Here is a 14,109-nt window from a genome sequence, read left to right on the forward strand (position 1 = left end):
ATCGCTTTTCTATGTCCACGCGCTCGTCTTCCAAGGAGACACGTCTGATCTGGGTCAGCGTGTTTTCACTCCTTTCCTTTCTGCTGGCTTGGGAAGCCCTGTGCCGCGCTGGCGCGGTTGATCCCATCTTTTTGCCGGCGCCGTCTCAGGTGCTGACTCGCGCCCTGTCCATGTCCGACCAGGGCACGCTGTTCTACAACGTGCTGGCGTCCACGCGCCGGGTGATGGTGGGGTTTCTGGCGGCAGTCATCGTTGCCATTCCGCTGGGCATTTTGCTGGGCACATCTAAGGTGGCGCGCGCCGTCTTCGATCCCATCATTTCATTCTTGCGCCCCCTGCCTTCCATGAGCTGGATTCCGCTGTCGCTGCTGTGGTTTGGCATTACCGAAACCCAGAAGTACAGCATCGTGTTCATGGGCTCGTTCGTGCCCGCCCTGCTGTACGTCATGGAAGCGTCGCGCAGCATAGACCCCGTGCTGGTGCGGGCGGCCCGCAACCTGGGCGCCAACCGCTGGCAGGTGATGCGTGAAGTGCTGTTCCCGGGTTGCCTGCCGCAGATTCTGTCGGGCATGAAGATCATTCTGGGCCTGTCCTGGACCTGCGTGATCTCGGCCGAACTGGTCGCGTCCAAGGAAGGCCTGGGGTTCATGATCATGAACGGCAAGGAATTCTTCCAGACTGACACCGTGGTGCTGGGCATGGTCTTGATCAGCTTCACCGTGCTGGTGACCGATCTGTGTTTGCGGCTTCTTGAACGATGGGTGCTGGCATGGCAACGATGAACGATACGATGATCCAGCTGCATGACGTGTCCAAGGCCTATGGCGATGTGACTGTCCTGGACAAGGTCAACCTGGAGGTCAAGCGCGGTGAATTCCTGGTGCTCTTGGGCGCCTCTGGCTGCGGCAAGTCCACCTTGCTGAATCTGATGGCGGGTTTCATCACGCCCAACACCGGCACGGTCACCATCAACGGCAACAAGGTAACGGACGTCACCGCCGCCTGTGGCATGGTGTTCCAGCAATACGCGCTGTTTCCCTGGCGCACGGTGCAGGAAAACGTGGAATTCGGCCTGAAGATGCGCGGCATGTCCAAGCAGGAACGCGCGCCCATCGCCCGCAAGTACATCGAGATGGTGGGTTTGAAACAAGCTGCGGACAAGTATCCGCACGCGCTGTCGGGCGGCATGAAGCAGCGTGTGTCGATTGCCCGCGTGCTGGCCAACGACCCCGACGTGATGCTGTTCGACGAGCCGTTTGCGGCGCTGGACGCCATGACGCGCCAGGTCTTGCAGGATCAGTTGCTGTCCATCTACGAGCAAAGCGGCAAGACGATTGTTTTCATCACGCACTCGATCGACGAAGCGTTGACGCTGTCCACCCGCATGGCTGTCATGGGGTCCAAACCCGGCCGTATCGTGCAGGATATTCAGAACGATCTGCCGCATCCGCGTACTGCCGACGTGCAGTTGTCGCCGCGTTTTGTGGAACTGAAGCGGTCCATCTGGGAACGCGTGCAAGAAGAGGTGACGCGCAGTATGGAGCTGACGAGCGACTAGCACGGCGGCCCAAACGGGCCGCCTTTTTTAAGCGGTGGTGAACGCCCGGCTAGGGGCTTTTTCTGATCACGCCTATCGTCACGCCGAAGCTGGCAATCTTGTGCCACTCTTCGCGCGGGTAGCTGAACGTCTCTGCGCCCATGCTGATCTCGTAGGCGACCCCGTCAGGCCCCTTCCAGAAATAGGGTTTGCCGGGGCTCCAGCCGCAACAGATATGCACCAATCGGGGCATGCCGAAGTTCTGCATCAGGTATGCCTCCATCTGCACCGCCGAGGCGCCGCTGACTTGGTAGCGGGCGTCCATGGGCTGAATGTAGGAATCATCGTCCTGCTCGCAGCCCAGGTATTCCACGTAATCGGGCTTCTTGCCGAGCGTCTGAAGAAAATCCTGGCACTGGATGTCGGGGCGCGCAAGCCCCATGGCGCGGCCCTCGGCCTCCCAATTGGCCAGAGCATCAGTGGGAGTCATGGTCTGTTCAGCAGCACTGGCGGCAAGCGCCGAAAGCGACAGACTCATCAGCAAGCACAGCGGTACTACCCAAGCGCGGCGTACACGGGCCACGCGCAAATTCAGTGTCACGGCATCCTCTACGTTCACCGGATTTTCAAGCCGCATCCGTTATGGACGGCCGAGTATGCCATGCCCCCGTGCTGCGCCCCTCTTCCGCCAGGAACTCGACCAGCGCCGGCAAGGACGCATCCATTGGCCGGTTGGCCTGCAAACGCATCACGTACCCCCAAGACCCCGGCATGCGCAGCTGGGGCATCAACGCCACCAATCGGCCGCTGGCCAAGTCTTCATCGATTAGCGGAGCACGGCCCAACGCAATGCCTACGCCTGCGGCCGCGGCAGCCACCACCGTGCTCAAACCGCTCAACAGCATCGGCTCCTGCCAGTCGGCCTCTGCCAGACCCAGACGCGGACTCCAGGTCCGCCAGTCGGTTTCCGGACTGTCGATGTGTTTTTCCTCTAGCCAACGGTGGCGCAGAAAAATACGCGGGTCGTCCCGGTCGGCAGCACCGATCAGCGCGGGGCTGCAAACGGGCACTACGGTTTCGGTCATCAGCGGGATGTCCCCTGCCGCGGCTAAGTGCGGTCCGACGGCCCGCACATGCAGAAACGCCAGATCAATGTCCTGGCTTTTCCAGGCGGGGTCCTGGCTGGCATGCAGGTAGACCTGCACATCTATATCAGGATGCAATTCAATGAAGCGGCCAATACGCGGCGCCAGCCACAACGCGGCCAGCGACGGGTTGGCCGACACGTTCAATGTGTAGCGGCGGCGTCCTCGCGCCGTAGCTCGGACGTTGCGGCAGGCGGTCTCCAATAGGGTCAAGGCCTGTTGTACGGATATCAGCAGATTGGCGCCCGCGTCCGTGGTCTCGGCGCGGCGTACCGTTCCGCCCCGGCGCAGCAATGACACGCCCAGATCCGCCTCCAGCGCGCGCAATTGATGGCTGACGGCGCTCTTCGTGACGTTCAACTCCGCAGCGGCGCGGCTCAAACTGCCCAGGCGGGCGACGGCCTCAAAGGCGCGCAAGGCAGCCAAGGGCGGAGTGTGATTGGGTAGATCGGCCATGGGTAGAGTTTATCTCAACCCATGATTGAAAAACTATCGCTTTCGCGTGCCGGGCGGATCAGTGACCATGCAGGCTGTGATTGGAGCATTGATATGTATTTCGACTCTCGATTGTGGCAACTGACAGCCGGCCTGCGGGCCAGCATGGCAGGCGGGATTTTCCTGGGCCTGCTGGCGCTGGCGGCAGGCATTGCACGTTACGTCTTTCTGGGCCAATTGCTGGCCCGCGTGTTTGATGGCGCCCCCTGGCAAGACTGGATCGCGCCCGCAGTGTGCGTGGGCGCGATGGTGCTGCTGCGCGCGTTTTTTGATCATTGGCGCACCGTGCAGGCCAATCGCACGTCGGCCACGATTCAACACTCGCTGCGCGGCCGGCTGTACGACCGCATCGTCGCATTGGGACCGGCCTGGTTCGCCAACCAGCGTACGGGCGGCGTCATGCTGACCGTGGTGGATGGCGTTGAGCAACTGCAAACCTTCTTTGGCCAATACCTGCCGCAGGTCGCCATCGCGGCCGCTGCACCCTTTGCGATATTTGCGGTGATTGCATTCTGGGACGTGCCCACGGCGCTGGTCTTTCTTGTGGCCGCGTTGTTCGCACTGTTCGGCCCGATGGCCGTGCATATGCTGGACCGCCGCGCGAGCCAGGCGCGCACCCGCTCGCTGAATGCGTTTGGCGAAGACTTTCTGGATGCCGTCCAAGGCCTGCCCACCTTGAAGTCATATGGCCAGGGCAAGGCGTGGGGCCAGAGGCTGGCCGCAAAAGCGCGCAGCCTGTCGGACAACACCTTCTGGGTGCTGTCCGTCAGCCTGCTGACGCGCGGCATCAGCGACCTGGGCGTGGCGCTGGGCGCAGCCCTGGCATTGACGCTGGGCGCTTGGCGCGTGGCGGCGGGCGACATGAGCGTGGAAGCGCTGCTGATCGTGCTGATGGCCGGCACCGAGATCTTCCGCCCGTTGCGCGACCTGCGCTCGGTCTTGCATCGCGGCATGCTGGGCCAATCCGCCGCCGTCAGCATTCATGCCTTGATGGACGCGCAAGCATTGACGCCCGCGCCCGACACACGGGCGGCAAGCATTGCCCCCGCCAGTCTGGCGCCCACCATTCAATTCGATAACGTCGCGTTTTCCTACACGCCCGAGCGCCGCGCCCACCAGGGGCTGGCCTTCCAGATTGCGGCGGGCGAGCGTGTGGGTATTGTCGGCCCCAGCGGCGCGGGCAAGTCCACCATCGTGCGGCTGTTGTTGCGCGAATGCGTACCGCAGGCGGGCAGCATCCGGGTCGGCGGCCACGACGTCAATACGCTGGACACCCAGACCCTGCTGTCCCACATTGCGTTGGTCAGCCAGGACATCACGCTGTTTCATGGCACCATCGATGACAACCTGCGGCTGGGCCGGCCCCAGGCCACGCACGAACAAGTGCGCGCTGCGGCCCGCGCTGCCAATATCGATGACTTCATCATGGCGCTGCCTGACGGCTACGCCACCCGCATCGGTGAACGCGGTCTGCAGTTGTCTGGCGGCCAGCGCCAGCGCGTGGCCATTGCCCGCGCCCTGCTGCGCGACGCCCCCATCCTGATCCTGGACGAAGCGCTGTCGTCGGTAGATACCGAAAACGAAGCGCTGATCCAACAGGCATTGGACCGCTTGATGGCGGGCCGCACGACGCTGATCCTGGCGCACCGTCTGGCCAGCGTGATCGGCGCGGACCGCTGCCTGGTGCTGGACCAAGGACGCGTTGTGGAAGCCGGCCCGCATGCGGAACTGATGCAGCAGCACGGCTTGTACTACCGGCTAATGCACGAGCAAGCTGCTGCGCATCAAAACCCGTCGTCGGAATCGTTGCTGGCGCCGCCGCCTGCCGCAGCCGCCACCACACGGGCCGACACCGCCCCCGCAGCGGGAACCGATAAGCAAGGCCCTGCCCTGCGTTCGCTGGACGCGGACGCCGAGCAGGTCGGCTGGCGCGCCACGCTGGGCACGCTGCTGTCCGTCGTGCGCCCGTGGCGCGGCACCCTGACGGCCACCATTCTGCTGGGCGTGGCGCGCGTAGCCGCTTTTATCGGCGTCGGCGTGTTCAGCGCGCTGATCGTCGCTGCTATCCGCGACGGCCGCGACATATCCGCGCTGATCGTGGGCCTGCTTGTCGCCGCGCCGCTTGCCGCGTTGTTCCACTGGCTGGAATCTTGGCTGGCGCACGCCATGGCGTATCAGTTGCTGGCCGATATGCGGGTCAAGCTCTACGACAAGCTGGAACGTCTGGCACCCGCCTACCTGTTGCAGCGCCGTTCGGGCGACCTGGTGGCGCTGGCCACGCAGGATGTGGAAATGGTCGAGTACTTCTACGCCCACACCATCGCTCCCGCCATTGTCTCCGTACTGGTGCCGTTGTCGGTACTGGGCTTTCTGGGGGTCTACAGCTGGCCCGTGGCGCTGGCGCTGTTGCCATTCCTGGCCTATGCGCTGGTGTCGCCGGTGCGTGGCCGCCGTCATGTCGACGCGTTGGGCGACAAGGCGCGGCAGGCGCTGGGCGAAATGAGCGCGCACACCACCGACACGATTCAGGGTCTGGCCGACCTGACCGCTTTCCAGGCCACCGGCCGCCGCCGCGAGCAATTCCTGAAGGTGGCGGATCAGTACCGCACACGGCGGCTGGACATCCTGCGCGACTTGTCCCGGCAGACGGCATGGTTTGAAGTGGCAATGGGCCTGGGCGGTCTGGCCGTGGCCGTGGTTGGCGCCTTGCAGGTGTCGGCGGGCAATCTGTCGGCCAGCATGCTGCCATTGCTGGTGCTGATTGCGTTGGCGACCTTCCTGCCGGTTTCCGAGATCTCGCAGGTCAGCCGCCAGCTGGCCGACACCATTGCCGCCACGCGCCGCCTGCACGTGGTCAGCAATGAACCCGAACCCGTCACCGACGGCCCGCTGGCGCCGCCAGTCGCCACCCACGGATTGTCGCTGGCCTTTGAACACGTCAGTTTCGCCTACCCCGGCAAACAGGAAGACACGTTGAAGGACTTGAGTTTCAAGGTGCCGGCCGGCGCAACCGTGGCAGTCGTTGGCGCCTCCGGCGCGGGCAAGAGCACGGTTGCCAGCTTGCTGCTGCGTTTCTGGGACCCGCGCGCTGGCGTGGTCAAGCTCGACGGCGTGGATGTGCGCCAGCTGCAATTGGATGGCTTGCGCGAGCGCGTGGCGCTGGTCACCCAAGACACCTATTTATTCAACGACACGCTGGAAGGCAACATCCGGCTGGCACGTCCCGAAGCCACGCCGGACGAACTGGCGCGCGCGCTGCAACAGGCCGCTTTGACAGAGTTTGTGCGGACCTTGCCCGATGGGTTGGCAACACGCGTGGGTGAACGCGGCATGCAGCTATCAGGCGGCCAGCGCCAGCGCATTTCGATTGCGCGGGCATTCTTGAAAAATGCGCCGGTGTTGATCCTGGACGAAGCCACCTCGCATCTGGATACCTTGTCTGAAATGCAGGTGCGCGGCGCGTTGGATGCCTTGATGCAGCATCGCACCACCCTTGTGATTGCGCACCGGCTGTCCACCATCCGCGACGCCGATCTGATTCTGGTGCTGGATCGCGGCACCCTGGTAGAGGCCGGCACGCATGACCAGTTGCTGGGTAAGCTTGGGGCCTATGCGCGCCTGGCCAGTCATCAGGGCGGCTACACGGTCAGTAGCGCAACGTCTCTACCGACTTAGTATTGGCCCGCACTTCCGCATCCGTGAACCAGACCCGCTTATTGCCAAAGCCGGTATAGAGATCGAACTGATCACGGGTGTGGACAGATGCGGTGCCATCCGGCGCCACAAAACCGCTCTGCCCTGGCGCCACCACATCCACGGCGCGCACGCCCTTGGCATCGAACACCGTCATATTGTTCTCGGTGCCCCTGTTCTGCGTTGCGGCGTAGGTCAGCACGGCCTTGTCATCCGCCTGCGGCACGCCCAGGAAGTTCTTGGGCGCAAACACCATCGGCGGAGCGGGAATGCGCCACGTCGCGGGGTCTTGGCCATAGGCTTTTTGCAAGGCGGCAAGCGCTTCGTCCAACGCAGCCAGCGACACGGCTTCCGGACGCTTTCCGTTGAAGAAGTCGTACTGCTGCGGCACGCCCGCATCCGGGCCGGCCAGCGCATTGAACAGCACCTTGACCCCCACCGTCAGGTTCACGGAACCCGTGGCCGGCGCGGCCTGCGTGGGGTATCCGGTGGCGCTATACCACTTGAAGAAGTCAGCGGGCATTTCGTCGGCCAGTGTGGCGCGCAACATGGCGCGCAACCACGCATCCATCACGGCCGGCCCCGCGTTGTCGTAGTAACCCGCCTGCTTGTCACTCGTGCCCATGCCGTCCCAGGATGCCAGCCCTGCGACCAGACGCGCGCGGGCGTCATCTGCCGGCAGGCCTTGCACCGCGCGTTGCAGGAAAGGCAGGAAGTGACGGCGGTTGACGTCCGCGTAGCTGGTGGTGCGGATCAGGTCCCACATCTGCTGGGCGCTGACCTTGCCGCCATTGGCGGTCATGGTTTTCAGCCGGGTCTCGATTTCGGCGTAACGGTCGGCCTGCCCCCAAACGATGGCGAACAGATCGGTGGACGGATAACCGCGCATAGGCTGGTTGTTCCAATTGGCGATAAAGCCTTGGCGCGGGTTATAGACCTGCGGATTGGTCGAAAACGGCAGCATGCCGTCCCAATCCATTTCGCCGGTACCCGGCACGGGCAGGCGCGGATCGTGGCCGGGTTTGCGCTTGGGATAAAAACCCGTGTGCGCGTAACCGATATTGCCGCGGTCGTCGGCGTAGTACCAGTTGATGGTCAACGCATGGCGGGCGGCCTGCTGTTTCCACTGATCCCAATTGCGCGACTGCGCCTTGTGCGTCCAGGCCATCAGCGATTGCAGCTCATAGCCTTCCCAGGCCCGCGCCTTGGCGTAAGCCACATGCTGCTTATCGTCGAACTTGGTGACAATGCCGTGCACCGTGCGATAGACGTCCATGACGACGGGCTCCGCGCCCTTGACGGCGATAAGCTCGGTGCGCTTTTCCATTGTCTTCCAGGCGCCATCGTGGAAGTAGCGGGTGCGGTCAGCGGGGTCGAGCTTTTCCGCATAGATATCCACGTCATCCCCAAAACCCGCCGTAGAGCCCCAGGTCACGTGCGCGTTGTGGCCGAACAGAATGCTGGGATACGCAAATGGCGTGTTACCCACCACGTCATAACCCGCGCCGTGCAAGCCTATGCCATAGGTATAGGCGGGATTCCACCAGCCGAATTGCGGACCGTTCAGCAGAATGGAACGGGCATCCTTGGCGTGATCACGGCCCACGATCCACATATTGCTGGTGGTTGGAAAACCTGCAATGCCAGGCTGGCCCGATTCCGCAAACTGCGCCAACACGCGCGCCGAGGCAGCGGCAGGCGCTTCGTCCAGCACAGCGCGCGTTTGCGGGTCACGCGCCACACGCTCCAGCATGGGCGGCGTGCCGTTGTATCGCGGCAGCGCGTAAGACAGCTTGGCGGGCTGGCGCGCGCCATCAGGCTGATACACGCCCTCTTCCTCGGGCACGGTGGTCGGCGCGCGGCTATCGGTCATCCAACGCAATTGGTTGAAGATCTGCATGGCGCGCGCGTCGCCGTGCTTGTCTTTCAGCGCGGTCAACAGCGCCAGGTTGTCGATCTCGCTGTTGGCATCCGAAAAGCGGTTGGCCATGGTGCCCACAAATACCATCGCGACGTCATACGCTGTCCAGTCAGAGGGCTGGAATTGCAGGTCGTTGAATTCCTTTGGCATCAAGCTGCCCGGTTTGGCGCGCACCTGCGAGATCCACGCATTCATGCCAGCCGCATAGCCGTCCAGAATCTGACGCTCTGAAGCGGGCAAGGATGCCAGCTGGCGCTGGATGCGCTCGGGTGAAAAATTGCCGCGTATCGACTTATCGAAAGCCAGCATGGGCGCGCCCAGCACTTCGGCAACGCGGCCCTGGGTGCTGCGCCGCGCCATTTCCATCTGGAACAGGCGGTCCTGCGCAACGGCGTAACCGTAGCCGTAGAAGATGCCGTACACCGTACTGGCATACACATGGGGCATGCCGTAGTCATCACGCCGGATGGTCACTTGCCCGCTCACGGGCTGGGGTGCGCGTTCAGCGACGGCCGCCGTGGGGGCCGGGGCCGCTTGAGCGGATGCGCCATTTGCGCCCGCGAACGAGCAGGCCGCCAAAATGGCGGTCAACAAGATTTGCTGCTTCATGTAGATCTGTCTCCGTATTTATTGGCCGCATCCGGTCGCGAGTAAACCGGACGCGGGGCGCAGCGCCTCTGCCGGGCACCGTCTGCGAACCATCATACGAAGCATGGATCTATAATTCCAATGCATTTATTTCATACGATCTATGCAATAAGAACATGGACTTTCAGAAGCTTAAACATCTGCTCGCGGTGGTGGAGCACGGCACGTTTTCGCGCGCGGCCGACGCGGTGAACCTTTCACAGCCCGCGTTAAGCCGCAGCATCCAGGCGCTGGAAGCCGAACTGGGCCTGCCCCTGTTGGATCGCGGCGCCCGCCAAGTGCGCCTGACGCCCTATGGCGCCTGCGCGGTGGAGCGCGCCCGCCGCATGCGCTTCGAAGAAGCAGAACTGCAACGCGAATTGAAGACGCTCCACAGCGGGGAATCCGGGACGCTTGCCATTGGTCTGAGCCCCACGCCCGCCGCGCTGCTGCTCACGCCGTTTCTGACCCATATGGCTGCCGAACACCCGCAGGTGCGTGTCGCGGTAGAACTGGGCAGCACCGCAACGCTGCTGAATCTGTTGCGCGCCGAACGCATCGACGCCCTGGTTTGCGACGCTCGCATGCTTTATGACGCAGCCGATATCGAAACCCGTCCGCTCGATCCCTTGCGCGCCGGTATGGTGTGCCGCAAAGACCACCCGATCCTGGCCCACAAGCGCGCGGGCATCGAGCAGATTCGCCAGTACCCCGTCGCATCCAGCACGTTAAGCCCCGAAGTCTCGCTGCGTCTGGCCGAAACGCTGGTTCCCGGCGGCGCGCCCGAACACATGGTCACGACCCGCTGCGAAAATCTGGACCCGCTTGTAGATCTAGCCTTGCATACCGACACGCTGCTGCTGGGCGTCATCTGCGTCACGCGGCGCGAACAAGAGGCGGGTCTGCTGATGGAAGTGCCCTTGCCTGCTGACCGGCAACGCCAGGGACACTACGTGCTGGCACGGCTGGCCGGGCGCACGCCGTTGACAGCCCAAGACGCGCTCTATGCCTTCACGCAGCAGTGCTGGGCCGATTTCGCGCAGTTCAAACCCAGGCAGGAAAACTGACATGCGCAGGCGTCCGCCTGACCGCACGCCGGGATTGCGCGGCAGGTTGAAAAAAACCCACACCATCGGCTGCTTCTTCACGCCACCCGTTGATTCGCCTACATCACTTCTATAGAATCAGCAATACGGGCGTTTGCCCATTTCATTTTTCCACTCTACTCACCGACAGGGAGGCCGCATGATGTACCCCATGCCCAACGCCTACCCGCGCGTGTCTCCGCGACGTCATTAAGTCGCCGCCCGCGCGGACCCATCGCTAGATCGATATCTGGCGACTGGTCCTCCGCGCCCGCCCCAAACTCTTAAACGCAGTCACCGGTGCCGCTTTGGCGCCCGGTTTGTTTCCCCTCTTTCCTCACAAGGACATCCTGGCGTGTCTTGTGCCGCCAGGCCATTGTTTATGGCTAGAAAAAAAATCGACTTTCGAGGACAGGCCTTCAAGGACGTCCTGGGCTTTACCTTCCGGCACTGGGGTCAGCAACCCTGGCGCATCGTAATCATCGCGCTGCTGGCGCTATTGTCGGCAGTGGCCGACGTTCTGACGCCGATGTATGCAGGCCGTCTGGTTGATGCCGTGGCCTCAGGCACGGCGGGCGACCAAGTTGCATGGACCGCCGCCATCACTGCCTTCTGGCTGCTGGTGGCATTAGGCGTGGGCGGCACGTTGCTGCGTCAGGCTGTGTTCCAGAACATCATCACCTTCACGTTGAAGATGATGAACGGCATTGTGTCCCACGCCTTCTACCGGGTGCAGCGTTTCTCTACCGACTGGCATGCCAACAGCTTTGCCGGATCAACCGTGCGCAAAATCACGCGCGGCATGTGGGCCGTAGACATCCTGAACGACACGCTGCTGGTGGCATTGTTGCCGTCGATCGTCATGCTGGTTGGCGCCACGGCGCTGCTGGGCGCGCACTGGCCGTTGATGGGCTTGGTGGTGGGCCTGGGTTCCGTGCTGTACATCGCTGTCACGGCTGCGCTGTCACTGGGCTTTGTCGCGCCAGCTGCACGGCTGGGCAACGCCTGGGATACGCGCATGGGCGGCGCGCTGGCCGATGCCGTCAGCTGCAACGCAGTCGTCAAAGCCTTTGGCGCGGAAACGCGTGAAGAGCAACGGCTGGACCGCGTGGTCAACAAGTGGCGTCACCGCACGCGCCGCACCTGGGTCCGCGGTACGCTGAACGGCGGCATCCAGGGCGCGATGCTGGTGGCCATGCAGGCCGCCATTCTGGGTGTATCTCTGCTGCTGTGGTCGCGCAATCAGGCGACCGTGGGCGATATCACCTTCACGCTGACCATGTTCTTCGTCTTGCAAGGGTATCTGCGCGACGTGGGCATGCACATCCGCAACCTGCAACGCTCCGTCAACGACATGGAAGAACTGGTGGCGATGGAACGCCAGCCGCTGGGTGTGGCCGACCGTCCCGGCGCCGGCAAGATCCAGATCACGGCGGGCGAGATCCGCTTTGAAGATGTGACGTTCCGGTATGGCTCGCACAACACGGCGCTCTACGACAAGTTCTCTGCACGCATTGCGCCAGGAGAACGCGTCGGTCTGGTTGGCCATTCGGGTTCGGGTAAAACCACGTTCATCAAGCTGATCCAGCGGCTGTATGACGTCAACGAAGGCCGCATCACGATCGACGGGCAAGACATTGCCCAGGTGAAGCAAGCGTCGTTGCGCAGCCAGATCGCCATCGTGCAACAGGACCCGGTGCTGTTTCACCGCACCTTGGCTGAGAACATCGCCTACGCTCGCCCCGGCGCCACCCAGGCCGAGATCGAGCACGCGGCCAAGCTGGCCAGCGCGCACGATTTCATCGTGTCGCTGCCCAAGGGTTATGACACGCTGGTGGGTGAGCGCGGCGTCAAGCTGTCAGGCGGAGAACGCCAGCGCGTTGCCATTGCGCGGGCATTCCTGGCCGACTCGCCCATCCTGATCCTGGACGAAGCCACATCCAGTCTGGACAGCGAAAGCGAAGTGCTGATTCAGCAGGCGATGGACCGGCTGATGGAAGGCCGGACCACGCTGGTGGTGGCCCACCGCCTGTCCACCGTTCGCGCGCTGGACCGCCTGCTGGTCATGGATCATGGCCGCATCATCGAGGAAGGCAGCCACGACGCGCTGATCCGTCTGAAGGGCGGCCTGTACCGGCGCCTGTTCGAGCGCCAGGCGCTGGAGCTGACGAAGGGTCTGACGCAAGCCGAAATGCTGCAGGACGGCGCGACCCCGCCCCCCGCCAAGCAGGAAGATGTGGATTCGGAATCCTATGCCTTCGGTAAGTAAAGGCTGAAGCAAGCGCAAAAAAGGGGCCTGACGTCACATCGCGTCAGGCCCCTTTCATTGGGGAAGCCGTCCGTTTTCTGCTTCAGGCCGGGCGTCCCGCCAGCGTCAGACGCAGACCAAAGCCGATCAACGCGGTGCCAAAGACAACGCTCTGAATTCTCTGCGCGCGCGGGCTGGCGGACATCCAGCGCCCCACCGCTCCGCCCGCCAGAGCGCACACGATGTCAAATGCCAAACCCAGGCTGACCAGGATCACACCCAATATCGCAAACTGCTGTCCGATCGGGCCTTGCGCCGGTGACACAAATTGCGGCAACAGCACCGAGCAGAACAACAAGGCCTTGGGGTTGAGCACGTTGGTCAACACGCCGCTTAACAGCGCCCCGCCCAGCCCTGCGCCTTGCGGCGCATTCTGCCCCGCTGCGTCATAGGCCACCGGCGCCGCTCGCAGCAGGCGCACCCCCAGCCACACCAGATAACAGCCGCCCACCGTACGCGCGGCGTCAAACGCCCAGGGGTGAGTCTTGAACAAGGCAGCCAGCCCCAGCGCGGCCAGGGTCACGTGCGCGGCGCGAGCAATGGCCAACCCGACCGCCACCGCCAGGGCCTGCCCGCGGCCGCGCAGCACGCCGGTTTCCAGCAGCAGAATCATGTCCGGGCCAGGGATTACATACACAACCAGCAAAGCCCCTAGAAACATCGCCATATCGGCCATCACCGCGCTCCCACGCATCCTTTGATGGCGATCATTCTAGGAAAATCGGGCTGGCATGTGCTTGCTATTCATGCCAACTCCGTTACCATTATTGGCATACCAGACCATCAAACATGCCAGTTTTCCAATTTCATGCCAAAACACGAACTTGACGCTTATGACCGCCGCATTCTGGAGGCTTTGCAGAAGAACGGCCGCCTGACCAATGTGGAATTGGCCGAGCAGATCGGGCTGTCGCCCTCACCTTGCCTGAGGCGCGTGCGCATGTTGGAAGAGTCTGGCGTTATCCAGGGCTACGAGGCCAGACTGGCGCCTGACGAGGTCGGCTTGGGCCTGACCGTGTTTGTGGGCGTCAAGGTGGAACGGCATCACGAACGCGACGCCGACCAGTTCCGCAAAGAAGTCAGCGCCCTGCCGGAAGTGATCGCCGCTCATCTGGTGTCCGGCGAATCCGACTTTCTGCTGCAAGTCGTGGTGCCAGACCTGCGCGGTTACGAGCGCTTTCTGCTGGGCACGCTGCTGAAGCTGCCGGGCGTGAAAGACATCCGCAGCAATTTCGCCATCCAGACGGTCAAGCCGCAAAGCCCGCTGCCGCTGGACCACCTGGGCAAGTAACCAACCG

General features: G+C 63.1%; 10 protein-coding genes. 6 read left to right on the top strand and 4 right to left on the bottom strand.

All coding sequences use genetic code 11. The features are described from left to right. The first annotated feature begins 11 nt into the window (after positions 1-11). Positions 12-782, top strand: coding sequence for an ABC transporter permease (locus tag RAS12_RS10360; protein WP_306947970.1), 771 nt, complete (start codon positions 12-14; stop codon positions 780-782). After that, positions 770-1,558 (top strand): ABC transporter ATP-binding protein, encoded by a 789-nt coding sequence (locus tag RAS12_RS10365; protein WP_306947972.1) that lies wholly within the window; start codon positions 770-772, stop codon positions 1,556-1,558. Before RAS12_RS10360 ends, RAS12_RS10365 begins: the two co-directional genes overlap by 13 nt. Positions 1,559-1,607: 49 nt before the next feature. On the opposite strand, the gene RAS12_RS10370 is transcribed toward RAS12_RS10365, so the two are convergent. Together RAS12_RS10370 and RAS12_RS10375 are read right to left on the bottom strand one after the other, a co-directional pair. Further along, on the bottom strand, positions 1,608-2,138 hold the full coding sequence (locus RAS12_RS10370) for a DUF4952 domain-containing protein (RefSeq protein WP_306947974.1): 531 nt from the start codon (positions 2,136-2,138) through the stop codon (positions 1,608-1,610). 25 nt (positions 2,139-2,163) lie between these two features. After that, positions 2,164-3,138: a LysR substrate-binding domain-containing protein gene (locus RAS12_RS10375; protein ID WP_306947975.1), complete on the bottom strand. Its 975-nt coding sequence runs from the start codon at positions 3,136-3,138 to the stop codon at positions 2,164-2,166. A gap of 93 nt (positions 3,139-3,231) precedes the next feature. Between RAS12_RS10375 and cydC the strand changes: the two genes are divergently transcribed. After that, the gene (cydC, locus tag RAS12_RS10380) at positions 3,232-6,852 is read left to right on the top strand and encodes a thiol reductant ABC exporter subunit CydC (protein ID WP_306947977.1); all 3,621 of its coding nucleotides are present in this window, start codon (positions 3,232-3,234) and stop codon (positions 6,850-6,852) included. Here the strand turns inward: cydC and RAS12_RS10385 are convergent. Continuing rightward, on the bottom strand, positions 6,824-9,400 hold the full coding sequence (locus RAS12_RS10385; RefSeq protein WP_306947979.1) for a penicillin G acylase: 2,577 nt from the start codon (positions 9,398-9,400) through the stop codon (positions 6,824-6,826). The genes cydC and RAS12_RS10385 overlap by 29 nt on opposite strands. A gap of 155 nt (positions 9,401-9,555) precedes the next feature. Here RAS12_RS10385 and RAS12_RS10390 point away from each other — a divergent pair, with 155 nt between their 5' ends. Both RAS12_RS10390 and RAS12_RS10395 read left to right on the top strand, forming a co-directional pair. Continuing rightward, positions 9,556-10,485, top strand: coding sequence for a LysR family transcriptional regulator (locus RAS12_RS10390; RefSeq protein WP_306947981.1), 930 nt, complete (start codon positions 9,556-9,558; stop codon positions 10,483-10,485). A 400-nt stretch (positions 10,486-10,885) separates the two neighbouring features. Next, the gene (locus RAS12_RS10395) at positions 10,886-12,772 is read left to right on the top strand and encodes an ABC transporter ATP-binding protein (protein WP_306947983.1); all 1,887 of its coding nucleotides are present in this window, start codon (positions 10,886-10,888) and stop codon (positions 12,770-12,772) included. Between the two features lie 82 nt (positions 12,773-12,854). Here RAS12_RS10395 and RAS12_RS10400 read toward each other — a convergent pair whose 3' ends face one another. After that, on the bottom strand, positions 12,855-13,487 hold the full coding sequence (locus tag RAS12_RS10400; RefSeq protein ID WP_306947984.1) for a LysE family translocator: 633 nt from the start codon (positions 13,485-13,487) through the stop codon (positions 12,855-12,857). Between the two features lie 132 nt (positions 13,488-13,619). On the opposite strand from RAS12_RS10400, the gene RAS12_RS10405 reads away from it, so the two are divergent. Further along, the gene (locus RAS12_RS10405) at positions 13,620-14,102 is read left to right on the top strand and encodes an Lrp/AsnC family transcriptional regulator (RefSeq protein WP_306947985.1); all 483 of its coding nucleotides are present in this window, start codon (positions 13,620-13,622) and stop codon (positions 14,100-14,102) included. The last annotated feature ends 7 nt before the right edge of the window (positions 14,103-14,109 follow it).

This window comes from Achromobacter seleniivolatilans, from assembly GCF_030864005.1.
GTDB lineage: Bacteria > Pseudomonadota > Gammaproteobacteria > Burkholderiales > Burkholderiaceae_B > Achromobacter > Achromobacter seleniivolatilans.